The organism is Providencia sp. PROV119 (assembly GCF_028482435.1).
GTDB lineage: Bacteria > Pseudomonadota > Gammaproteobacteria > Enterobacterales > Enterobacteriaceae > Providencia > Providencia stuartii.
Genome location: NZ_JAMPQL010000002.1, coordinates 121,368 through 144,664, shown reverse-complemented (window position 1 = coordinate 144,664; position 23,297 = coordinate 121,368). Strand labels below are relative to the sequence as shown.

The window sequence follows — 23,297 nt, the reverse complement described above, 5'->3', positions numbered from 1 at the left end:
ACCTATTTTACCAAAACATTTTTCTGTTCTTAATGAACGGTCATAGTAAAACGCTGTTTATGGATTACATAATTATCATGTAATCCCCTAATAACCTTGGCTATTAGGGGATTGATTTAATTACAGGTTGAGTAGCGCCTGTATTTTTTCTATTTCATCGATCCACTGTTGTTGAAGCAGTGGTTTTTGATGAGCTAATTTACGTTGCCTATCTGCGTGTAATTTATCTTCAAGTAACAATAACTTTTCCAACAATTCATCTTCATAAACAGTCGATTGAGAAGCGGCTTCGTCTATATGGGGTGAAGCTACTTTTTCGTTAATTACGCTGTTATTTTGAAGGTGCGATTGTTGCTCGATTTGTTGGTAAACCTCCTCGACGTCAAGATACTCCTCTAATCGATTATTATTGATATACCAAAAACGCTGGCAACTCGTTTCAATTAACCATTTATCATGGCTAACCACCAGCAAAGCGCCTGCAAATTGTGATATTTGCTCACTCAGTGCTTCTTTACCTTCAAGATCAAGGTGGTTGGTGGGTTCATCTAGCATCACTAGCTCATATTGCGCCAAGCTCAAGCCAATAAATAACAACCGTGCTCGTTCGCCGCCACTGAGTGTTGCCACTTTTTGTTGGTGGCGAGTATAAGGAAAACCTGCACCAATCAATGCCATTTTGCGTTGTTCATCGACTAAATTAGCAAAAGGCCGTAAAGCATCAGATAAACTGTCATTATCATTGAGTTGCTCAAGTTGTTGGTCGTAATAACCCGCATTAATCGATGGATGAAACTTTAATTGCTCACTGTATCGTTCATCTGCTTTAAAACGTTGCCACAATAAACGTAATAAAGTGGATTTACCGCAGCCATTGGCACCAATAATGGCAATACGCTCACCACTTTTGACTTGATGAAAACCTGTTGTGAAAAGCAATTTCTCATCGGGAGTCTTAATGTTGGCATGATCTAATTCAAGGACTCTATCTGCGGGGATCGATTTGCCATTTAGCGCTAATTTCCATTGATAGCCTTCAGTCAGCTCAGTTTGCGCCTCCTTGAGTCTATCGATATGTTTTTCCATCTGTTTTGCTTTACGAGAAAGGTCTTCGTTATCATAAACTTGACCCCATATAGCTAAACGTTTGGCACTTACCGCAATGCGATCAATCTCCTTTTGCTCCGCTTGATGGCGTTTTTCATCAGCGACATCTTTTTGGCTCAGTGCATGACGTGCAGATGAGCATGGGAGCCGGAAGAAATGTAGCGTTTTATCTCGCAATATCCATGTGCAGTTAGTCACTTTATCAAGCAGATTTTGATCGTGAGAAACTAAAACGAAGCTGCCTTTCCAGTTTTGCAAAAAGTTACCTAACCAAATCAATGTGGGAAGGTCAAGATGGTTACTCGGCTCATCCAATAGCATCAGATCGGGTTGTTGAATTAATGCTCTACCTAAAAGTAATCGGGTATGCTGCCCGCCACTAATTTGATTGGCTTTTTGTGCCCATTGTTTCTCAGTGAACCCTAAATCAGTCAGTAAAACTTCCGCTCGCCAACGCTCAGAAAGACGCTCTTGAGCAGGGAGTTGCTGCATAACTGCATCAATTAAACTCAAATGCGCTACCTCTTCGGGTAGGTGCTGTTCAATATAAGCGGTTACACACTGATTTGCATAAGTAATACTGCCACTGTTAGGTGATAACTGACCAGTCAAAAGCTTCAATAATGTACTTTTGCCACTTCCGTTATGTCCAATCAGACCAATACGATCGCCACTTTGTAGCGTGAAGGTAATATCACTCAATAAAGAGGTTGTAGAAGTATCATAATTTAATGATTTTACAGATAATAAAGTGCTCATAGCTTACTCAATTTTTAGGCATGACAATGCCAGGGTATAGTCAGGACGACAACCCAGTAAGCTGAGGAAGGTATCTTTTGGGAGCTTCGCTCAGGCAGGGTTATCGCAGTATATAACTGTGAAAGCCTGAGCTTTGGCGATTACCAAAGAAGTGTGAATAGTCAATAAGATCACACAACATCATAATAAGCCTCCTTTTTTCTAGTGTTGAACAATATCGCTATCATAACAAACCTAGCAACTTTCTATCAATCACAATGATGTATTGTGTTTAGGTATTGTTATAAATGATTCTAATGGCATTAAAAGTGTCATGAATAAAACTGCTAGTGGCTGTGGTGAGTAATAATTTTGGAGTAAAATCAAGATGTAAACATATAGGAAACGCCAAAATGAATGTAGAAATAAAACCAGCCACAATTAAAGATGCCGCTTTGATTTTAGATATGATCATCGAATTAGCGGAATATGAAAAAGCACGTCATGAAGTTAAAGCATCTGTCACCGATATAGAAAACTCATTATTTGGTGAAAATTCAAATACAGAGGCTTTAATTTGCTATGTGGACGGTAAACCTGCTGGTTATGCGGTCTTTTTTTCTAGTTACTCGACTTGGTTAGGTAATAATGGGATCTACTTGGAAGATTTATATGTTTCCCCTGATTATCGAGGAGCGGGTGCGGGTAAAAAATTATTAAAGCATATTGCAATGATTGCCAGTGAAAGGAAATGCCAGCGTTTGGAATGGAGTGTTTTAGACTGGAATCAACCTGCAATTGATTTTTATAAAAGTATTGGTGCTAAACCCCAAGATGAATGGGTTCGTTACCGTATGGATGAACAAACAATTGCTGAATTTATAAGTTAAATACCTAATAAGTTAATTTTATAACAAAATAATGCTAACAAACTTTTTTGTTAGCATTATTTTTTTGTTTTTTAATAAATCTTAAGCAATAAGTGCCAATAAACTCTTTTTAACTTTTGAATATGGTATTTTGTGATATATGTGCTATTTTACTTAAGGTTAAAAGGGATAAAATAGAATTAAATTAAAGGGATAGAGAACAGGCAAGTAACTTAATCTAAAAAGGAATGTTGTATTGAGATGTTAAGTTGAAAATGTGCGTTAGTCAGTTTTTATTTTCTTGGTTTTATTATTTTTTAGTGTGACTAAATAAGATGGGCAATACTAAACAATTGAATTAAAAATTAGCTATTTTCTTTCACATAAAGAAAAGAGAAGGGATGGTATGAAAATAAATAAACGAAAGATCATTTTTTATGTCGCTATTATTTTAATTATTGCAGCAGGTGGTTTTTATTATTGGAGTATGAATTCTAGCAGTTTACCCGCAGGTTTCGCTCAAAGTAATGGTCGTATAGAAGCAACCGAAATTGATATTGCAACCAAAACGGCAGGGCGGATCGATACTATTACGGTGAGAGAAGGTGATTTTGTCAAGGAAGGTCAGGTTCTTGCCAAAATGGATACCAGAGCACTGCAAGAACAGCTTCACGAAGTACAAGCTCAATTACGTCAAGCAATTAGTAATGTATCAACAGCAGAATCAGGTTTAGTGCAACGTGAAAGTGAAAAGTTAGCCGCACAAGCGGTTGTTCGTCAACGTGAAGCAGAACTTGATGCGGCACAGAAACGACTTAACCGTTCTCGTGCATTAGTAAGAACCAAAGCGGTTTCTCAACAACAGGTTGATGATGACACCGCACAGGTACAAGGCGCAAAAGCCGCGCTGCAAGCGGCTAAAGCTCAGGTTGCAGCCTCTCTTGCGGCAATTGATTCTGCAAAAGCGGGCGTTGTTCAAGCAAAAACGCGCGTTGATGCAGCGACTGCAACTGAAAGACGTATTATTGCTGATTTAGATGATAGTGTGCTTAAAGCGCCGCGTAACGGTCGTATTCAATACCGTGTTGCTGAACCTGGTGAAGTATTAGGGGCCGGTGGTCGAGTATTAAATATGGTTGACCTCAGCGATGTTTATATGACCTTCTTTTTACCTACAGAAGATGCTGGAAAAGTGGCATTAGGCAGTGATGTGCATATTGTCTTAGATGCTGCCCCTAATATTGTGATACCTGCGAAAGCGACTTTCGTTGCCAGTGTTGCACAATTCACACCAAAAACCGTTGAAACGCAAAACGAACGTTTGAAATTAATGTTCCGTGTTCGCGCACGAATTTCACCAGAGCTACTGGAAAAGAACCTCGAATATGTCAAAACTGGTTTACCTGGCAAAGCTTATGTTCGTTTAGATCCTAATGCCCAATGGCCAACTGACCTTGAGGTGAGATTACCACAATGACCCATAATTTGATGGATGATGTGATAGTAGATTTAAGCCATGTCAGCCAACATTACGGTGATAATTGTGCGTTGGATGACATTACTTTATCAATTCCAGCAAGGAAAATGGTTGGTTTAATTGGCCCTGATGGTGTGGGGAAATCAAGCCTAATTTCATTGATTGCCGGTGCAAGAGAGATCCAGCAAGGGAAAGTTATCGTTCTTGGCGGTGATATGGCAGATAAAGAACATCGCCGAGAAGTCTGTCCTAAAATTGCTTATATGCCCCAAGGATTAGGGAAAAACTTATACCACACGCTTTCAGTCTATGAAAACGTCGATTTCTTTGGGCGTCTATTTGGGCAATCCAAAGAAGAGCGCCAGTATCGTATCGACGATTTACTCGAAAGCACGGGGTTGGCTCCATTCAAAGATAGGCCCGCAGGGAAGCTTTCAGGGGGGATGAAACAGAAACTGGGGCTTTGTTGTGCGCTAATTCATGACCCTGATTTACTGATCCTTGATGAACCAACCACAGGGGTTGACCCATTGTCACGGGCACAATTTTGGGATTTGATCGAACGTATTCGCGAACGACAAACTAATATGAGTGTGTTGGTGGCCACTGCTTATATGGAAGAAGCGGAGCGTTTTGATTGGCTGGTTGCGATGGATGATGGCAAGGTCATGGCAACAGGACATGCCTCTGAACTGAAAGCACAAACACAGTGCGATGATCTTGAAGCTGCATTTATTGCGTTACTGCCAGAAGAGAAGCGTAGCGGTCATAAAAAAGTGGTTATCCCGCCTCGTGATACCTCAGACGATGATGTGATAGCGATTGAAGCGCAAGATCTAACCATGCGTTTTGGTCAATTTGTGGCGGTCGACCATGTTAATTTTAAAATACCGAAAGGTGAAATATTTGGCTTTTTGGGATCTAACGGATGCGGTAAGTCCACAACGATGAAGATGTTGACTGGGCTATTGCAAGCGAGCGAAGGGCAAGCATGGTTATTTGGGCAAGAAATTGACCCAAAAGATATTGAAACGCGCAAACGCGTTGGTTATATGTCACAAGCATTTTCCCTCTATAGCGAATTGAGTGTCGAACAAAACTTAGTTTTGCACGCTAAGCTATTTCATATCGCGGAAGATCAAATTAAGCAGCGTATTGATGAGATGTGCCAGCGTTTTGATTTAGATGATGTGCGAGATACGATGCCCGATGATTTACCGTTAGGTATTCGTCAACGCTTATCGCTAGCCGTTGCCGTTATTCATCGCCCCGAAATGTTGATCCTTGATGAGCCTACATCAGGGGTAGACCCTGTGGCGCGAGACATGTTCTGGAATTTAATGGTTGACCTTTCAAGGCGTGACGGTGTCACTATTTTTATTTCTACCCACTTTATGAATGAAGCGGAGCGCTGTGACCGTATTTCCTTGATGCATGCAGGGAAGGTACTTGATTGTGATACTCCTGATAATCTGATCAAAAAGCGCGGATTAGACACGCTGGAAGCCACTTTTATCGCCTATCTACAAGATGCTGTGGGAGAAGCCGGAGCGACCAAGGATACAGCCCCTGAATTTCATGTTGACCCTGAGCTTAAAAAACAGACGGATGAAGCGCTGAAAAGCCGTTTCAGTTTCCGTCGATTATTTAGTTATAGCATTCGGGAAGGGATGGAGTTACGGCGCGACCCAGTACGTTCGACACTCGCACTACTGGGTACGGTGATCCTCATGTTTATCATGGGCTATGGGATCAGTATGGATGTGGAAAATTTACGTTTTGCAGTACTTGACCGTGACCAGACAGGTTTAAGCCAAGGTTATACCCTAAATTTGGCAGGCTCTCGCTATTTTATCGAGCAGCCTCCCATTAAGGATTATGATGAACTGGAAACCGCGCTGCGTAGCGGTAAAGTATCTGTCGCCATTGAAATTCCCCCTAATTTTGCGCGTGATGTAGCAAAAGGGCATGCGGTGAAAATTGGCGTATGGGTTGATGGCGCAATGCCTAATCGTGCTGAAACTGTTCGTGGTTATGTACAAGCGATGCATCTCGCTTGGTTAAGCACCATGGCTGCTAAGCAACCTGTTGGTGTGGCGGGAATGCCTGTCATCGACATTCAGACCCGTTATCGCTATAACCCCGATGTAAAAAGTTTACCTGCGATTGTTCCCGCAGTGATTCCTCTGTTGCTGATGATGATCCCAGCGATGTTAAGTGCCCTCAGTGTGGTTCGCGAAAAAGAGCTAGGATCAATGATTAACCTTTATGTAACCCCGATCACCAAATTGGAGTTTTTATTAGGTAAACAGCTTCCTTATATTTTATTAGGCATGTTTAACTTTGTGATGCTCTGCGCGTTGAGTGTATTTGTTTTTGGCGTTAGCTTTAAAGGGAGTTTTCTGACCTTAACACTTGCAGCTTTTCTCTATATTACTATCGCAACAGGAATGGGCTTGCTGATCTCTTGCTTTATGAAGAGTCAAATCGCCGCTATTTTTGGTACCGCAATTATTACACTGATCCCGGCTACTCAATTTTCAGGCATGATTGACCCTGTCTCTTCACTTGAAGGGATTGGTCGTTGGGTTGGTATGGTTTATCCAACATCGCACTTTTTGACAATAACACGCGGTACTTTCTCTAAAGGACTGAACTTGTTTGATTTGCAAGCGTCATTTATTCCGCTATTGATTACTATCCCTATCGTGATAGGCCTCAGTGTTATTTTCCTGAAAAAACAGGAGTCCTAACTGATGATACGTAAGTTACAAAACATATTTCATTTAGGTGTCAAAGAGCTGCGTAGTTTAGGGCGTGATAAGGCGATGATGGCGCTTATTGTTTTTGCTTTTACGGTGTCGATTTATTCATCGGCAACAGTGACGCCAGGCTCTTTGCATCACGCACCGATTGCGGTTGCTGATCAGGATAAATCACAGTTATCGAACCGTATTATCAATAGTTTTTATGCACCTTATTTTAAGACGCCGGCGGATGTAACTCCCGAACAGATTGATGGCCTTCTTGACCGAGGTACTTATACTTTTGCTTTAGATATTCCACCTAATTTTCAGAAGGATGTACTGGCCGGTCGCCATCCAGAAATCCAAGTGAATATTGATGCAACACGTATGAGCCAAGCGTTTTTAGGTAATAGCTACATTCAAAATATCACTTTAGGTGAAGTGAATGAGTTTCTTGCTAAGTACCGTAGTGATGCGAGTTTACCTGTAGATCTTGAAGTTCGTATGCGTTTTAACCCCAACTTAACGCAATCATGGTTTGGGTCGGTAATGGCAATCATTAATAACATTACTATGCTTTCGATAGTGTTAACGGGCGCTGCGCTAATTCGCGAACGAGAACACGGTACGGTTGAGCATTTAATGGTGATGCCACTAACTCCATTTGAAATCATGCTATCTAAGATTTGGTCAATGGGATTAGTGGTTTTGGTTGCCTCGGCAGTATCACTTCTGCTGGTGGTCAAAACCTTGTTACAAGTGCCGATCGAGGGGTCTATACTGCTATTTATGTGTGGTGTGGCATTAAGCTTATTTGCGACCACATCAATTGGTATCTTTATGGGTACGCTAGCTCGTTCAATGCCTCAGTTTGGGCTATTGATGATCCTTGTTCTATTACCGTTAAATATGCTTTCAGGAGGTATGACCGCACGTGAAAGTATGCCTCAGTTAGTTCAAGACATTATGCTGACGATGCCGACAACACATTTTGTGAGCCTTGCACAAGCGATTTTATATCGAGGAGCAGGGTTCCAGATCGTTTGGCCTCAGTTTATTGTCTTATTAATTATCGGTATCGTCTTCTTTTCATTCGCATTAATGCGGTTTCGTAAAACCATTGCAACCATGGCATAACACCTTGCTGTTGCAATTATGTCAAAAAACGCTTGCTGAATTGTTCAGTAAGCGTTGTAATATAGTGCCTATCAATTCAAAAATCATTGCAAGGCTGTGCCTATCAAATCGATAGTATTAACTGATTGGAAAAAAAGGCTGTAAACCAGTAACTTAATAATCAACCAAACAGGAGAACGTAAAATGTCTTTAATTAATACTCAAATCAAACCATTTAAAAATCAAGCTTTTAAAGACGGTAAGTTTATCGAAGTCACCGAAAAAGATGTAGCTGGAAAATGGAGTGTATTCTTCTTCTATCCAGCAGACTTTACTTTCGTTTGCCCAACTGAACTTGGTGACGTCGCTGACCATTACGAAGAATTCCAAAAAATGGGCGTTGAAATCTATTCAGTTTCAACTGATACCCACTTTACTCACAAAGCATGGCACGAAAGTTCAGAAACTATCGGTAAAATCAAATACACCATGATCGGTGACCCAACAGGTGAACTGACTCGTAATTTCGAAAATATGCGTGAAGCAGAAGGTTTGGCTGACCGTGGTACTTTCGTTGTTGACCCACAAGGTATCATCCAAGCTATCGAAATCACAGCAGAAGGCATTGGCCGTGATGCTTCTGATCTGCTACGTAAAGTTAAAGCTGCACAGTATGTTGCTAGCCACCCAGGCGAAGTATGCCCTGCTAAATGGAAAGAAGGTGAAGCAACTCTGTCTCCATCTTTAGATTTGGTTGGCAAAATCTAATCGAAAACTTTATTTCGAAAGTAGAAAGTAAAAACATACTGATGTTATCGGGTGCTATGCACCCGATTTTATGACCAAGGGGATCATATGCTCGATAACAATATGCAAGCGCAATTGAAAGCGTATTTAGAAAAATTGACTAAACCTGTTGAGTTAGTCGCTAATTTAGATAGCAGTAATAAATCAAATGAAATAAAACAGCTTCTAAACCAAATTGCTGCGCTTTCAGACAAGATTACTGTTCGTGAAGTACAAGATAATACTCAAAGAGTACCATCATTTTTAATTACTAACCCTGGTGTTGATAGTGGATTGCGTTTTGCAGGTTCACCACTAGGCCATGAATTTACATCGCTTGTGCTTGCATTGTTGCAAATTGGTGGTCACCCATCTAAAGAAGCACAAGAGTTATTAGATCAAGTGAAGGCCCTTGAAGGGGAATTCCATTTTGAAACCTATTATTCATTATCGTGCCATAACTGCCCAGATGTTGTGCAAGCACTGAATTTAATGGCAGTATTAAATCCAAATGTCACACATACAGCGATTGATGGTGCGCTGTTTCAAAATGAAATTGAAGAACGTAATGTGATGGGCGTTCCCGCTGTTTTCCTAAATGGAAAAGAGTTCGGCCAAGGGCGCATGACATTAAGTGAGATCATTAATAAGGTTGACACGAATGCTGACGCGCGTGCCGCTAAAGCATTAACGGAACGTGAACCATTTGAAGTACTCATCATCGGTAGTGGACCTGCTGGGGCATCCGCAGCGGTTTATACTGCACGTAAAGGTATTCGCACTGGTGTGATCGGTGAGCGTTTTGGTGGCCAAGTTATGGATACCGTTGATATCGAAAACTACATTTCTGTACTCAAAACAGAAGGGGCGATATTTGCGGGAGCACTGAAGAACCACGTTGATGACTACAATGTTGATGTAATTGATGGTCAGTCAGTGACTAAGTTAATTCCAGCAACAGAAGAAGGCGGTTACCACCAAATCGAAACAGCTTCCGGCGGAGTAATGAAGTCACGGAGTATCATTATTGCGACAGGTGCCCGTTGGCGTAACATGGGAGTACCTGGGGAGCAAGAGTATCGCACGAAAGGCGTTACATTCTGCCCACACTGTGATGGTCCGTTGTTTAAAGGCAAACGCGTTGCTGTGATTGGTGGAGGTAACTCAGGTATTGAAGCGGCTATTGACTTAGCGGGTATTGTTGAACATGTAACAGTATTGGAATTCGCGCCTGAATTGAAGGCGGATTCAGTACTACAAGATAAAGCACGTAGCCTGAAAAATGTTGACATTATCGTTAATGCTCAAACATTGGAAGTGAAGGGCGATGGTAGCAAGATGACGGGTCTTGAATATAAAGACCGTACTGATGATAGTGTACATTTATTAGAAGTTGCAGGCGCATTTGTACAAATTGGCCTGTTGCCAAATACCAATTGGTTAGGTGATACCGTTGCACGTAACCGTATAGGCGAAATTGAGGTGGATGCACGTGGCGAAACAAATGTGAAAGGTGTGTTCGCTGCGGGTGACTGTACTACTGTACCTTATAAACAGATCATTATTTCAGCCGGTGAAGGTGCAAAAGCCGCACTTAGCGCCTTTGATTACCTCATTCGTACAAGTACCAGAACCGCTGAATAATTGTTAATTCAGTAGGTTGTACCCAAAGGCACTCGGGGGCGAGTGCCTTTTTTTGTACGTAATCTGTACAATAAAAGCTCAAAAGTGCTTAAAAGTGTTCAAGTGTGGACAACTTGTGGACGATCTAAACGCTGATTTGGTGGTACTTACAGCGAAGAAATGCATCCCAGTGTGGACAATTTGTGGACATGCAAAAGTTAAATTTATATTGCTTTTCGTCGTTAAAATCATCCTAAAATGAACAATCTATTAAGCTAACTCTGTTCCTCCTTTTAATGGATTATACGTAATTGCATCTTGAAGAAAGTCCGGTGCAAAGTGAGCGTAGGTCAGTGTTTGCTGTAATGTCGAGTGACCTAGGAGCCTCTGCAAAGTAGTTCTTCTTGTAAAAGCGGCCTATATTCGCCAAACGCGTGACTTTATTATTGAGCTGGTCAAACAACGTGTTCAAGCGATCCAACTCGACCAGCCACAAGTGATGGAGTTTTGGGAGATATTTGATTATTTACACGATAACGAGGCTTTTGGTGTGAATCACAGTAGTGAAAAGGGTGTTTATGCAGTGAATTTTAACCATATTGCACAGGTGGCCAGTGAGTACCGTCAGTCTATGCTATTGAATACGGATATTAAGAATTTATTGAAAGCGGGGCGCATGCGTAAGTTTGTGGGCGTTAAGACGGTGTGAAGTGCGGTGAACAGCCAGTTTAATTGCACGCTTGCGGCGGGGAGTACTTTAACGAAGCCTGATGTGCTTAGATGTTGGGTATTCCAAGAAAACAGTGAAAGTTAGTTATCGTCTATTTCCTTTCTATCGGCTGCCTTGTGCAGCCTTTCTTTTATCTAAAAAAATCCCTCCTTTTGCAAGTCTGCTTAACTACAAACGCGTTGATTTATTATGGTGTAACCTTTTGGGCTCGCTCTGTAACCTGCTGTAACTGGAAAAAAGTTACATCGGAGTTTATTATTATCAATAAGTTATAAGCCTTTTTTGTGTATGTAACCATTGTAACCGTTTTCCGAAAGGGTCAGGGAAATTGACAGCTTTGCATGATCATTAATACAGGTAGATATATCTATAAACAGTAGAGTTATAATTGACTATTATTTAAACTTTTTTATAAATATAGAAAATTTATGGGGGGGCTTCGGAAAAGCGTTACAAACGTTACAAATTCAGTATTTCCATATAATATATTGATTATTAATATAAATATAGGTATCTAAAAACATTACAAAAGAGTTACTTTACCGTTACGTGTAACGGTTTTAAAAGGTTACAAATTAGAAATATAACTTATTGTTTTATAAGGGTGTAACGTTTAGCACTCTGTTTTGTAATGCGTTGTAACGGTTAAAACGTTACATGAGAATTATTTATTATCAATAGGTTATGATTGGTTTTTGGATGGTGTAACGGTTGTAACGCTTTTCCGAACACGTCACCGTTATTTGGGGGGTGAATTTTGTTTGCTACGAGTGAAGCAAGAATGGACTATTATTTAATCTCTTTGAGGAGTAATCAGAATTCGTGGGAGGGGTTCGGAAGGTGGTTACAATGGTTACAAAATTAAAATAGTCTTGTATCTCATTGATAGTATATAGAAATGTAGGAATGATAAAAGGTTACAAATGGGTTACTTTGTAGTTACGTGTAACCGTTTTAAGAGGTTACAAATTAAAAATATAACTTATTGTTTTATAAGTATGTAACTTTTTAACCCCTGTTTTGTAACCCGTTGTAACCAGTAAAAAGTTACAGCTGAGTTATTTATAATCAGTGGGTTAGGAGTGGTTTTGGTAGGGTGTAACCGTTGTAACCGGTTTCCGAGAGCCTCACCGTTATTTGTAGTTTTTATTGATTGATATTTAGTCTCTTTTATAAATATTAAATATGAAGGGATAGATTCTGAATGTAAGTATCATGATTACAAAATCATAGTGTTTTCATATCATATTAACAACGGAAAGGGAAGGATTACTTTGGGGGCAAATTCAAGGTATTTTGACATGCTTTTTTATTTTTTTAGTATGTTACTTTATTGAGTGTACTAAGTGATGGGGAATGTACAATAGTTTTTAAAATAGATAATAGTTAAATTTCATCTTTGTGAGATAGAACAATTTACATAATATTAAAATTAAAATAATATACAACATTAATATATTATTTTAAGAAAGAGGTTATTTTGCCATATAGAGCTGAAGTGTATAGAGTATTCATAGCATCACCTTCCGATGTAAACGAAGAGCGTAATGTTATAACAAAAGTAATTCAAGAGTGGAATGACCTTAATTCAGCAGAACGTCAAGTTGTTTTGCTTCCTCTTAGATGGGAAACTCATTCATCTCCTGAGTATGGAAAAAGACCTCAATCAGTTATAAATAAGCAAGTTCTTGATAGTAGTGATTTATTGATAGGTACATTTTGGACAAGAATTGGTAGTCCAACAGGGATTGCAGACAGCGGTACTATTGAAGAGATAACAAGAGTATCAAATAGCGGTAAACCCATAATGCTCTATTTTTCGAAGGCAAAGGCATCTCCTGATGATCTTGATTTAGAACAACTAGAAAAATTAAGAAAGTTTAAAAAACAAACATTAAGTAATGCTCTAATTGAAAGTTACGACTCAATAATTGAATTTAGAGATAAACTGTCTAGACAATTAGAAATACAAATTAGAACTTTAATGTCAAATGGAGTATCAACAGGGAGTGTCGAAAGTAAAGCTAATAGTATTTCCTTAGGATTTAAAAATGAAAATGATGAATTTGTAGATTCTATAAACACTACCTCTAAAATTTTAAATGTTACTGACAGTGAAGATATCCCGGATTATATTGATACGCAAGCTGATTTTCGTGGGTGGCGTGGAGAGAGGGATACTAATTATTATAGAAAGCGAGTTAAAAGTGTTGTACTTTACAATAAAGTCACTCCTATTTGTTTTTCATTAAAAAATGAGGGGATAATTGGAGCTAGAGATATATACATATCTTTTTTAATAAAATCAGATGAACCTTCAGTTATTTTTAGAAAGGATATGTTAAATCGGAGAAGGGGTTTTCTGATTGATATGGATACTGAACCAGAAAATTATTTAGAATTGCAAGCATTACAGCCAAAGAGAATAATAGCACATCCAGATGTATTCGAGATCGGAGCAGATAAAGATTGTAGTGTAGAAATAGAAGCAACCATATATGCAGATATATTATCTGAACCTATAATTAAAAAACTAACGGTTAATATAGAAGTTAAAAATCTTGATGTGTCATATCAAACATTATTAGACATAACAGAAGATGATTAATAGTAAGAATCTTTTGTATCATATAAAAGTACCGCCTAATGAGAAACTTGGTGGTACTTTTTCATATAATAAATAGCTAACAAATATTCACTATCCTGCATAATCTCTACATAAGCTTATTTTCGACCTAAACCCATATCCAGTCTAGCTTCGAACCCTCCGCACAATTGCACAAAAAGCCACCCCTTTTGTGTGCGGGCGAGGCGGGGGAGCAAGCGCGCGCAAAGGGGTAAAGATGAGCCGCGCTGGCTATGATGGGATTAGTCCATGAGTGGTGTTATTTGCGATTATTCAGGCTGTACAGCCTAGATGAGATAAAAAATAGATTTGGGTATGTGAAATAGGTAGAACGGCGCTAAGGCCGTTCTATTAGCTTTGAAAGAGGGAACATCGGTTAATGTGAATTGAATGGTTTATTTATAATTCGGTTCTTTGTTCTTGGCCTGCGTCAAAAAATCCAGCAACGCATATTGTTTAAAGCGGATCACCTCAACACCTAGCATGTCGTTAATTGATTTCATGCTTTCCATCAGTGGTAGTAACTCATTGAACCAAAAAACCATTGCGGCTTTTTCGATATCACCAAGGCTACCTGAGCCTTGCGGGATGATCCCCATCAGTTGTGGTGGTATCCGGTGCATGGCCAACAAATCATCGCGGGTGGTGTCCTTGATACCCACAAACTCATCTTTGGCGCTGATTTGTGAGAATGGCAAAATTTGAATCCCATCCTTGCCACCATTGGCGGCATAAACAAAGATATTTTTAAATGCCTTACCTTTACGGGCTTCGGTGAGTGATTTCTTTAATGACTCAACAGCCTTGTCGTCAGCCAAAGCCGCGGAAAGATACACCATGACACCGGCGTGACTTCCATTCTCATAATAGTTTGTCCGAAACAGGGTAGCCGAATGATTCAAATTTGCTGAGATGAGTCCCGCTAGGTAGTCAGGAACGCCATATATCTCTTGGTGAATACACGGGTTTTTCAAATGAATCACGCTATTTTTGCGAAATTCATAAGGCATCTTGGTAATTCTTCACTTGCCAGTATTGCCCCTCATTCACACCGGCGTGGGTATACTTAGCCAAAGAGGTTTTTAATGTCAGCATATCGCCGAGCCGGTTAATGCGCTTTTCAAGGTAACCATTACCAAAAACGACAAAATCCTGCGCTAAGGTGGTGAAGTCAGGGCGTGATAAATAGGGCGTTGGTTCAAAACAGCTGGTGATCACATTACACTTAAACACTAACGGTGATTGATGGTAGGCCGCTGACAAGGTAAACGAGCGCGCAATACCAGTAAAATCAATCGGGGTTTCATACCAGCGGTCATTGTGGTTGCATTCCATGCAGTCCAGCAAATCACCGCCGCCAGATACAATGACGGCGGGCAAAAGGTAAATGAGCAAAACTCAGGACTTTGTGTTTGTTTTTCGGTTACTGTTAATTCCCAACAAGCCAAAGAATTATCGCAATCCGAACTAATGAATATCCTCGTGACTGCGGTAAATTAACTCTAATTGCGGATGACTCCATAAACTGGCGGGGGTCACTGTCGCACGCTCCCAAGGAATATGACCGATAAACCACAATTTCCAAAAGTTAAGTTTGGCTTCGGGGTTTTTACTTAATAAATCTTTAAAAGTTTCAATTTCACCTACGTTAATTGAAAGCGCTGACTGGTAAATATCAAATACAAATTTCGAGCAGAACTGGCGGGAAGAGTGATAATCAAAGCCAGTATGATAAAATTTATTAAGTCTTGAAGGAACTTCTGCAACTAAAGCTGCTTTTTGTTCATCCGTTAGGTGGTGAGTAAGTCGGCGAACACCATATCTTTGCCCAGCCGAACGTTGAATAAAGCGAGTCAAAGTCGTGACAGTTGATAGCGGTACTCGGCTTTCTGCTACTAAATAATCTTGCCCGTTATGACCAATTATCAAGCCAACATGATTGCTCCAACATAAAGAGGCTGACGCTATTTGGCGAAATAACGTAGTGCCAATACTTGTAAAGATAATATCGCCGACCTCGAGGTTTTTAGGGGGAGTATTATTTGTCATTATTCATACCTCTCAATAATTTTAACTCTGTTTGATAGTAATCCCTGACAAAGAGTAACAGCAATGAGAATACGGATTAAAATCGCGTATTAAATTAAATAATACGTTTTCGTTTAGGTTATATTGATTATAGGTTATGCAACTCAATTTATTTTATTGTTTGTAGGGCATGGCTCAATGCGATAATACTACGCGTAATCTCAGTTTCAGTATGTGCAGCATAACCGAATAAAATAGCGTTGTTTTCATGACTATTCATACAATAACGAGACAGTGACTGTACACCAAAACCTAACTGATGGCAGGTAGAGAGTATAAACGGCAAACTAATTCCCGGCTTTAACCAACAAACAGCATGGATCCCTGAATCTGTTTGCTCAACGTTAAATACATGGGGCAAATAGGTGTTAATTGCACTAATTAATGCATTTTGGCGTGAATAGCAAACTTTACGAACTTTACGCACATGGCGTGCATAATGCCCCTCTTGAATAAACTGTGCTAAAGCGGCTTGTTCTAAGTAACCTGAATGGCTATCACTGTAATATTTCATCATAGTAAAAGGCTCGATCAGAATTTTTGGCACAATTAAAAATCCTAAACGAAAACCCGGATACATCATTTTAGAAAAGGTGCCGGCATAAATAACACGTTGATGCGCATCAAGCCCTTGAAGTGCTTGAATAGGTTTAGATAAATAGCGAAATTCACTGTTGTAGTCATCTTCAAAAATCCATGCTTGATTCTTGTTTGCCCACTCTAATAGCGCTAATCGTTTTGTTAAGCTCAAAGTCGTACCAAGAGGAAATTGATGGGAAGGGGCGGTGTAAACTAAGCAAGCGTCAGGATAAGTTTGTGCGGCCATCGTAATATTCATTCCATCACTCTCAGAAGGAATTGGGCAAATATTGGCTCCACGAGCAGTTAAAATAGCTCGCGCACTGTCATATCCAGGATCATCTAACCAGACTGAGCTACCTTGTTGTAATAATACGCTTGCGGTTAAATTAATCGCCTGCTGAGTACCATTTACAATAATAATTTGCTCTTCGCTGCAATTAACCCCACGCGTTGAGTGCAGATAATCGACTAATATTCTTTTTAGTGGCGGATAACCTGCCGGATGATTGTAGTGAGGAATTTCTTGTTTTGATCTTCTCCAAACCCTTCCTAGTAATCTTCCCCATAAATCATGGGGAAACTGATCAACGCAACCAATGCCGATATTGAACATCTGTTTTTTATTCGTATTAGGCCGAGACGTTTTCCATAATGTCGCTAAATGACTCATCACGGGATTGAGATTAGGTGCAGAATATTGCTGTTTATCGAGAGGATCTGTCTTGGATGTTAATTTAACCAGCTCATCAGGTATGGTTGTAGAAACATAGGTACCAGAGCCTTGACGAGTAACTAAATAACCCTCGTCGATTAATCGTTCAAAACCAGCAATGACTGAATTGCGAGATATCGACATCATTTCAGCAAAAGCACGACTCGAGGGCAGTTTGATCCCCGCAGATAATCGCCCATCAAGAATGGCATTTCTGATGGTGTGATAAACATTTTCTTTAATACAACCTGCTTCTAAGAGTAAATGAGGGAAGAGAGCTTGCGGTTTACGTTTCATTAGAAGTGGATCCTAAATAAATAGCAAAAGTGTATCTTATTTAGTACCAGATTGATATGTAATATAGCGCCATTGTTTTATATGTCGAATCGTTAAAGGATATATCATGAATAACAATATGTTACCTGTTACTGTTGAGTTTGTGTCACCCGAGCATTATCCGCAATGGCTAGTTTATTGGTTGCAGTATCAAGAATTTTATAAAGTGGATTTAAGCGAAGAAATCACATTAAAAACATGGGCGCGTTTTTTCGATGAAAATGAGCCTATGTATTGCGCCGTTGCACTTGAAGGTGAAAAAGTGGTTGGTTTTGTCAATTACCTCTACCATCGCTCCACATGGGCGGAAAATAATTTCTGCTATTTGGAAGATTTATTTGTTTCGCCAGACGTAAGGGGGCGTCAGGTAGGAAAACATCTGATTGAATTCGTGCATGAACAAGCAAAAAAACAAGCTTGTGGACGTCTGTATTGGCATACGCAGGAAACCAATTTACGAGGGCAGCGCTTATATGATTGGGTTGCTGAAAAACCAGGTGTGATTGAATATAGAATGCCGTTGTAATCTTTTAGTGATTTATTCATGAGATAGGTTACATACCCACTCATCATCCGAAGATTTTTTATCCTACTTGTGATCTCTTGGCGATTTCTGCCATCCCCACTGTTTTTGCGAGCGGTGGGGCTTTTATCTCCTTTGCTATGCTCATTGTTTTAATTTCAGACAAAGTTCAAAGTAGCTTTTTGTTAAGTTATATCCGACTGTTATTGAAAAATAACAGTAAACAATCACTACATGTGATATTCAAAGGAAAACACCTTGTTGACACCTGTCAACGAAGTAACTACAGTACGGATACAGGAGGGAAATGAAGAGACATCCAAACAAACACATTCAATCAGCGATTGAATATGCTGTCTCTAAAGGCTGGGTTTTGGTATCAGCGGGTCATAGTTCGCATGCCTTTTGCCGTTTACGCTGTGGTGACGCGAATGATGCACATCAAAACCATCAAATGAGCGTGTGGTCCACACCAAGCCGTCCTGAGGATCATGCTAAACAGATCAAACGGAAAGTTGATAGTTGTTATCGGTCTGGAAATTAATTTAAGGCGGCATTGCCGCCTGTTTCAAGCGAATAATCTAGGGGATGAGAAAGGTCACCTAGAACGGTATAGATAATAAAATGGTCTCAGTTAAAGGTATCTATTAACGAATCCATTAATGTATGGCGAGTATCAAGGAGAATACAGTGTCACTATACAATTTCACGTTGGTGCTTTCAGGTGTTAATGCTGATACCCCAGGACTTGAAGATGCGCTGTATGAAAGTGGTTGCGGTGATGCGCTAATCTGTTTTTATGGTAAATCGGTCTATCTAGAATTTGATAGAGAGGCTAAATCATTAGATGATGCAATTGAGTCAGCTATCCATCATGTTGAAACATCTGGGTTAGGAGCAAGAGTAGAATCGGTTGATTCGGTGCTCGTCGGCTTGAGTGATATTGCTGATTTAACACATCTCTCAAGGCAAGCGGTTGCAATGCTGAAAGATGGTAAGCGGGGTGCAGGGGATTTTCCAAACCCAATACAGCGTATTAAAGGGCAATCCCCTTTATGGGATTGGGCTGAGGTTGCTAATTGGTTACAAATTAATGGCAGGTTAAATCACCATCCTGAATTAGTAACGAATGCGAAGGCATTAAGTAAATGGAACTTGGCATTACGATCAAGTGTATGTGATGATTTGCTTGAAGTTGAATCGATAACGAAAAAAATCGTCGATAATAGGCAAAAAAGAGCAGCATACGCCGATAAAATGAATGTTAAATAACCAATCTTAAAATACTCCCTTATTGACATAAGGGGGTAATTTTAATGCTCATGATATCTAAGCCGCCAGCTACAACTCGAATACTCAATGCTTGTGGTAGCAGGGAAGCCAATTTTCTTGGTTCAATGTTAGAGTGAGTAAGGAATGTTTTAAGTTGCTAGTTGTTTACGTACTTCCATAAGCGCAAAACCTAATAAATTGAGCCCTTTCCAAGTGAGAGGGTTCTCGATATTTTCACTATCTTCAGCAAGGCCGATCCCCCATATTTTATCAACAGGGCTTGCCTCCACTAATATTCTTTCATTGGTATTTAATAAAAATGTTTTTAACTCTTCATTTTGTGAAAACTTAGCAAGATTTGCTGCGACAACAATATTAAATCTATGTTCATCCCATATGCTCTGTTGAAAGCCTCGTACCTCTCTACCGAATGCTTTTGCAGCGCCAGGATTTGGGGCATGGATAATTTTCTCGAAACTTTCATTGTCATCAAATAATCGTGCTTTTTCTGCCATCATAAAATGTTCAGCACTGGCAAAGCGATTGCCTTCAACCATAAAAGTAGCTGGATACCATTGGCTCAGGCAACTCTTGGTAACTTGTTTTTGTTTTGATTGATGACCCCAGAAAAAGAGGTATTTCAATTTTTTACCTGTTCGGTATTGTTTGCAAAGGGTTTGGATATCCATAATAAATTGTTCTAATAAATTTCTATTGGGGTAGCGTATCGATAAATTCTTCGAAATACCATAAGAAAGACCTGTAGTTATAGCTTAAATAGATTGATTAAAAAGTAACTGGCAAGTGTTGAAAATTAAATAAAACGTGAGGCATCAGACATTTTTTATAAATGATATAAAAAGTCGCATTTTCACGCGTGAATAGAGCCATTTTTACCTAACTATTACATTTTGTTAACGATACAGTAAGCCCTCTTATTGGGTAAGGTTATTAACGAAAGTAAAGTATAAAAATATGGAACAAATATTGTTAGTTTTATGGCCTTTATTTGCACTGATAGCAATGGGTTTTATATTACGTCGTTCATCGCTGTTTTCGGTTGATTTTTGGCCTAGCGCTGAAAAACTGAACTATTTTATTTTGTTTCCTGCTTTATTGATTAACAGTTTAGCGAGTGCCCCACTTGATAGCCCTAAACTGCCTTATCTCGCGGGTGCGATATTTTTTGTGCTTATTATTAGCAGTGTATTAGTTCTAATTTTTAAATTACTTTTTAAAATGCCAATACCACGGTTTGGTGCTCATATTCAAGGTATTACCCGCTTTAATACTTATTTAGGGCTTGCAATTATAGCCGATTTATTTGGTACTGATGGCATAGCGATTGCTGCCGTCATTATGGCGATACTGGTGCCAAGTTGTAATGTTATTGCGGTCTTAGCATTAACCACTGGCTCTAAAGTTTCTATCAAACAGTTATTTTTACCGATCATTAAAAACCCGTTAATCCTCTCTTGTATTATTGGTATTTTGCTGAACTTATCTCCAATAGGATTACCTTTTGGTTCAGGACAACTATTAAAGCTACTTGCGGCAGCGAGTTTACCATTAGGGTTAATTTGTATTGGCGCGGCATTGCAAACATCGACGCTCAGGAAAGAATTTAAGCCGCTAATGACCTCTACGCTGTTACGTTTATTAGCGATGCCAGTATTAGCGCTTTTAACAGCAAAATTATTCTCATTACCGGAGTTTGAAACCGCGTTATTTGTGATTTTCTTTGCAATACCGACGGCGCCGACGGCTTATATTTTAACTCGTCAACTAAATGGTGATAGTCAGCTTATGGCAGGCATCATCACTTTGCAGACCGTAATTGCTGTCGTGACATTACCATTCATTCTTACCCAGATAATACATTAACTCATTGCTGCTATCGTTATTTAGCTTAAGTGAGATAATGGGTTTGAAGAGAATCGCTTTGTTAAAATATGGGGTTAATTTTGGGGATAAAATGGTGGTAGGAATAACGCATTATGACAGTTTTAGATAAAATATGTCTAATGGCTATATCTACATTCAAAATTCTGTTTATTGAGAACGCTAATGCCATTTTGTATTAATCAACAACCCCAAATAAACCAAACACTCTCCATTCCCAGTTCACGCGCGATAGAGGCTATTTTTAGTTCACCCGAGAAGCTCACAACCAAAGAATCTGAGTTGATGGGGATAAAAATTAAAGGTATTAAAAATAATACGCTATTTGTCGTTGAAAGTAATACTGGGCAGCCATTAAGCCTCAGCAAAGCTGAATTTCAATGGCTTTTTGAAACCAAGGTTGTAAGGCGTTTACAACCTGAAAAGACGAATTTTTTATCCCCAACGCGAATGTATAAAGGCTTGTTTGAATAATATTAAAGACATACACTGCTGCTTGATAAGGTAATAATATCATTTGATGATAAGGGGTCATGTGTGTCTTTAGAAAAATGTCAAAATAATGAAAATCTATCTATTGATGAGGTATTAGATAAACTTTCATTGCTGTACACAAATGCCATTGATTCTTTAAGAAGTGCCATTGCAGCTTATGTGACTGATGGGCAATTACCTGATGCGGATGCCCGCAAAAAGGGATTATTTGCCTATCCTGAACTATGTGTTGAGTGGCATGGTCAAATTGATCATTGCGTAAAAACGAGGGCATATGCACGTTTTGTTAAGCCCGGACAGTATCGTATTACGGTGACCCAGCCGGATCTATTTCGTCAATATTTAACCGAGCAACTGAGCATTTTACAGCAAGATTATGATGTCACTTTTTCTGTTTACCCCTCACAAACTGAAGTGCCATACCCGTTTGTGATTGATGGTTCTGATTTAGCTTTAGATAGAAGTATGAGTAGCAGTCTAGCGGCTCATTTTCCTATTACAGATCTTGCAGATATTAGTGATGATATTACCGACGGTTTATTTCAATCCGCAGAGGAGATGCCCCTTTCTCACTTTGATGCTTTGCGTGTCGATTTTTCCTTAGCGAGACTGAAACATTATACGGGAACGCCGCCAGAACATGTGCAACCTTATATTTTGTTTACAAATTACAATCGTTATGTCGATGAGTTTGTAAGCTGGGCTTGCGAGCAAGTTAGGGATCCGAATAGTCGTTATGTTGCATTATCCTGTGTAGGGCACAATTATTTAACGGCTGAAAACGCTGACCCACAAATTGCCACGTCTGATCTCACATGGAAAAAATTCCAAATGCCAGCGTATCATCTGATCGCGAAAGAGGGTGTAGGAATAACATTAGTTAATATTGGTGTTGGTCCATCGAATGCAAAAAATATTTGTGATCACTTGGCGGTATTACGGCCACACGCATGGTTAATGATAGGCCATTGCGGCGGCTTACGTGAAAGTCAAAAAATTGGTGACTATGTATTAGCTCATGCCTACTTACGTGATGATCATATTTTAGATGATGTTTTACCCCCTGATATTCCCATCCCAAGTATCGCAGAGGTACAAAGGGCACTGTACGATGCAACGAAACAAGTCAGTAATATGCCAGGTGAATTAGTTAAGCAACGGCTAAGAACAGGTACGGTGGTAACAACGGATGATCGTAACTGGGAATTACGCTTTTTTGCAACGGCCCGCCGTTTCAGCTTAAGCCGTGCTGTTGCTGTAGATATGGAAAGTGCGACTATTGCGGCTCAAGGTTATCGTTTTAGGGTGCCATATGGGACGCTATTATGCGTTTCTGATAAACCATTACATGGTGAAATCAAATTACCAGGGCAAGCAAATAGCTTTTATGAAGGGGCAATTTCAGAACATTTGCAGATTGGTATTCGAGCGATTGATCTTTTGCGACAAGAAGGCGATAAACTGCATTCAAGAAAATTAAGAACCTTTGATGAGCCTCCTTTTAGGTAATAAAAAAGTATAGATACCGAATCAATGACATTTGCAGTGGCAAATGAAAAAATGAGGTA

General features: G+C 39.6%; 20 protein-coding genes and 1 pseudogene. 14 read left to right on the top strand and 7 right to left on the bottom strand.

Going from position 1 to position 23,297, the window contains the following annotated elements; translation table 11 throughout:
* Positions 1 to 120 precede the first annotated feature (120 nt).
* Positions 121 to 1,866: an ABC-F family ATP-binding cassette domain-containing protein gene (locus PSF11_RS02995; RefSeq protein WP_040133116.1), complete on the bottom strand. Its 1,746-nt coding sequence runs from the start codon at positions 1,864 to 1,866 to the stop codon at positions 121 to 123.
* 392 nt (positions 1,867 to 2,258) lie between these two features.
* Between PSF11_RS02995 and PSF11_RS02990 the strand changes: the two genes are divergently transcribed.
* From PSF11_RS02990 to ahpF, 6 genes are all read left to right on the top strand, one after another.
* Positions 2,259 to 2,735, top strand: a complete 477-nt coding sequence (locus tag PSF11_RS02990) for a GNAT family N-acetyltransferase (RefSeq protein ID WP_036940170.1) — start codon at positions 2,259 to 2,261, stop codon at positions 2,733 to 2,735.
* A 385-nt stretch (positions 2,736 to 3,120) separates the two neighbouring features.
* Positions 3,121 to 4,191 carry an HlyD family secretion protein gene (locus tag PSF11_RS02985; RefSeq protein WP_004919603.1) on the top strand — a complete coding sequence of 357 codons (1,071 nt, stop codon included), beginning with the start codon at positions 3,121 to 3,123 and terminating at the stop codon, positions 4,189 to 4,191.
* Positions 4,188 to 6,944, top strand: a complete 2,757-nt coding sequence (gene rbbA, locus PSF11_RS02980) for a ribosome-associated ATPase/putative transporter RbbA (protein ID WP_014658323.1) — start codon at positions 4,188 to 4,190, stop codon at positions 6,942 to 6,944. The genes PSF11_RS02985 and rbbA overlap by 4 nt, the downstream gene beginning before the upstream one ends.
* Positions 6,945 to 6,950: 6 nt before the next feature.
* Positions 6,951 to 8,075, top strand: a complete 1,125-nt coding sequence (locus tag PSF11_RS02975) for an ABC transporter permease (protein ID WP_169342274.1) — start codon at positions 6,951 to 6,953, stop codon at positions 8,073 to 8,075.
* A 183-nt stretch (positions 8,076 to 8,258) separates the two neighbouring features.
* Positions 8,259 to 8,822, top strand: a complete 564-nt coding sequence (gene ahpC / locus PSF11_RS02970) for an alkyl hydroperoxide reductase subunit C (RefSeq protein ID WP_004919611.1) — start codon at positions 8,259 to 8,261, stop codon at positions 8,820 to 8,822.
* An 87-nt stretch (positions 8,823 to 8,909) separates the two neighbouring features.
* Positions 8,910 to 10,484, top strand: a complete 1,575-nt coding sequence (gene ahpF / locus PSF11_RS02965) for an alkyl hydroperoxide reductase subunit F (protein ID WP_036940177.1) — start codon at positions 8,910 to 8,912, stop codon at positions 10,482 to 10,484.
* Between the two features lie 249 nt (positions 10,485 to 10,733).
* On the opposite strand, the pseudogene PSF11_RS02960 reads toward ahpF, so the two are convergent.
* Positions 10,734 to 10,859: pseudogene (locus PSF11_RS02960) on the bottom strand (phage integrase); the annotation flags it as partial.
* A 154-nt stretch (positions 10,860 to 11,013) separates the two neighbouring features.
* Between PSF11_RS02960 and PSF11_RS02955 the strand changes: the two are divergent.
* Together PSF11_RS02955 and PSF11_RS02950 are read left to right on the top strand one after the other, a co-directional pair.
* Positions 11,014 to 11,172 carry a hypothetical protein gene (locus PSF11_RS02955; protein ID WP_014658326.1) on the top strand — a complete coding sequence of 53 codons (159 nt, stop codon included), beginning with the start codon at positions 11,014 to 11,016 and terminating at the stop codon, positions 11,170 to 11,172.
* A 1,501-nt stretch (positions 11,173 to 12,673) separates the two neighbouring features.
* Positions 12,674 to 13,801, top strand: coding sequence for a hypothetical protein (locus PSF11_RS02950; RefSeq protein WP_072502252.1), 1,128 nt, complete (start codon positions 12,674 to 12,676; stop codon positions 13,799 to 13,801).
* A 413-nt stretch (positions 13,802 to 14,214) separates the two neighbouring features.
* Here the strand turns inward: PSF11_RS02950 and PSF11_RS21245 are convergent, their stop codons facing one another.
* The 4 genes from PSF11_RS21245 to pdxR form a co-directional block, all read right to left on the bottom strand.
* Positions 14,215 to 14,829, bottom strand: a complete 615-nt coding sequence (locus PSF11_RS21245) for a phage portal protein (protein WP_376739122.1) — start codon at positions 14,827 to 14,829, stop codon at positions 14,215 to 14,217.
* Positions 14,819 to 15,154, bottom strand: coding sequence for a hypothetical protein (locus tag PSF11_RS21240; RefSeq protein ID WP_404824038.1), 336 nt, complete (start codon positions 15,152 to 15,154; stop codon positions 14,819 to 14,821). The genes PSF11_RS21245 and PSF11_RS21240 overlap by 11 nt, the downstream gene beginning before the upstream one ends.
* 132 nt (positions 15,155 to 15,286) lie before the next feature.
* Positions 15,287 to 15,868: a YebB family permuted papain-like enzyme gene (locus PSF11_RS02940; protein ID WP_004919702.1), complete on the bottom strand. Its 582-nt coding sequence runs from the start codon at positions 15,866 to 15,868 to the stop codon at positions 15,287 to 15,289.
* A gap of 148 nt (positions 15,869 to 16,016) precedes the next feature.
* The gene (gene pdxR, locus PSF11_RS02935; RefSeq protein WP_072502253.1) at positions 16,017 to 17,498 is read right to left on the bottom strand and encodes a MocR-like pyridoxine biosynthesis transcription factor PdxR; all 1,482 of its coding nucleotides are present in this window, start codon (positions 17,496 to 17,498) and stop codon (positions 16,017 to 16,019) included.
* 106 nt (positions 17,499 to 17,604) lie between these two features.
* Here pdxR and PSF11_RS02930 point away from each other — a divergent pair, with 106 nt between their 5' ends.
* From PSF11_RS02930 to PSF11_RS02920, 3 genes are all read left to right on the top strand, one after another.
* The gene (locus tag PSF11_RS02930) at positions 17,605 to 18,063 is read left to right on the top strand and encodes a GNAT family N-acetyltransferase (protein WP_036940190.1); all 459 of its coding nucleotides are present in this window, start codon (positions 17,605 to 17,607) and stop codon (positions 18,061 to 18,063) included.
* A 304-nt stretch (positions 18,064 to 18,367) separates the two neighbouring features.
* Positions 18,368 to 18,604, top strand: a complete 237-nt coding sequence (locus PSF11_RS02925; RefSeq protein WP_004919708.1) for a hypothetical protein — start codon at positions 18,368 to 18,370, stop codon at positions 18,602 to 18,604.
* Positions 18,605 to 18,750: 146 nt separating this feature from the next.
* On the top strand, positions 18,751 to 19,332 hold the full coding sequence (locus PSF11_RS02920) for a helix-turn-helix transcriptional regulator (RefSeq protein ID WP_053110211.1): 582 nt from the start codon (positions 18,751 to 18,753) through the stop codon (positions 19,330 to 19,332).
* Between the two features lie 149 nt (positions 19,333 to 19,481).
* Here PSF11_RS02920 and PSF11_RS02915 read toward each other — a convergent pair whose 3' ends face one another.
* On the bottom strand, positions 19,482 to 20,021 hold the full coding sequence (locus tag PSF11_RS02915) for an NADAR family protein (RefSeq protein WP_004919711.1): 540 nt from the start codon (positions 20,019 to 20,021) through the stop codon (positions 19,482 to 19,484).
* A 286-nt stretch (positions 20,022 to 20,307) separates the two neighbouring features.
* Between PSF11_RS02915 and PSF11_RS02910 the strand changes: the two genes are divergently transcribed.
* From PSF11_RS02910 to PSF11_RS02900, 3 genes are all read left to right on the top strand, one after another.
* The gene (locus tag PSF11_RS02910) at positions 20,308 to 21,216 is read left to right on the top strand and encodes an AEC family transporter (protein WP_061064052.1); all 909 of its coding nucleotides are present in this window, start codon (positions 20,308 to 20,310) and stop codon (positions 21,214 to 21,216) included.
* Between the two features lie 183 nt (positions 21,217 to 21,399).
* Complete coding sequence (locus PSF11_RS02905) at positions 21,400 to 21,708, top strand: hypothetical protein (RefSeq protein WP_004919715.1); 309 nt, start codon at positions 21,400 to 21,402, stop codon at positions 21,706 to 21,708.
* A 63-nt stretch (positions 21,709 to 21,771) separates the two neighbouring features.
* Positions 21,772 to 23,238 carry an AMP nucleosidase gene (locus tag PSF11_RS02900; protein WP_004919716.1) on the top strand — a complete coding sequence of 489 codons (1,467 nt, stop codon included), beginning with the start codon at positions 21,772 to 21,774 and terminating at the stop codon, positions 23,236 to 23,238.
* The last annotated feature ends 59 nt before the right edge of the window (positions 23,239 to 23,297 follow it).

Coding starts and splice junctions, on each gene's coding strand:
- PSF11_RS02995 (WP_040133116.1), bottom strand. CDS start 1,866: ATGAGCACTTTATTATCTGTAAAATCATTAAATTATGATACTTCTACA.
- PSF11_RS02990 (WP_036940170.1), top strand. CDS start 2,259: ATGAATGTAGAAATAAAACCAGCCACAATTAAAGATGCCGCTTTGATT.
- PSF11_RS02985 (WP_004919603.1), top strand. CDS start 3,121: ATGAAAATAAATAAACGAAAGATCATTTTTTATGTCGCTATTATTTTA.
- rbbA (WP_014658323.1), top strand. CDS start 4,188: ATGACCCATAATTTGATGGATGATGTGATAGTAGATTTAAGCCATGTC.
- ahpC (WP_004919611.1), top strand. CDS start 8,259: ATGTCTTTAATTAATACTCAAATCAAACCATTTAAAAATCAAGCTTTT.
- ahpF (WP_036940177.1), top strand. CDS start 8,910: ATGCTCGATAACAATATGCAAGCGCAATTGAAAGCGTATTTAGAAAAA.
- PSF11_RS21245 (WP_376739122.1), bottom strand. CDS start 14,829: ATGCCTTATGAATTTCGCAAAAATAGCGTGATTCATTTGAAAAACCCG.
- PSF11_RS21240 (WP_404824038.1), bottom strand. CDS start 15,154: ATGGAATGCAACCACAATGACCGCTGGTATGAAACCCCGATTGATTTT.
- PSF11_RS02940 (WP_004919702.1), bottom strand. CDS start 15,868: ATGACAAATAATACTCCCCCTAAAAACCTCGAGGTCGGCGATATTATC.
- pdxR (WP_072502253.1), bottom strand. CDS start 17,498: ATGAAACGTAAACCGCAAGCTCTCTTCCCTCATTTACTCTTAGAAGCA.
- PSF11_RS02930 (WP_036940190.1), top strand. CDS start 17,605: ATGAATAACAATATGTTACCTGTTACTGTTGAGTTTGTGTCACCCGAG.
- PSF11_RS02925 (WP_004919708.1), top strand. CDS start 18,368: ATGAAGAGACATCCAAACAAACACATTCAATCAGCGATTGAATATGCT.
- PSF11_RS02915 (WP_004919711.1), bottom strand. CDS start 20,021: ATGGATATCCAAACCCTTTGCAAACAATACCGAACAGGTAAAAAATTG.
- PSF11_RS02910 (WP_061064052.1), top strand. CDS start 20,308: ATGGAACAAATATTGTTAGTTTTATGGCCTTTATTTGCACTGATAGCA.
- PSF11_RS02905 (WP_004919715.1), top strand. CDS start 21,400: ATGCCATTTTGTATTAATCAACAACCCCAAATAAACCAAACACTCTCC.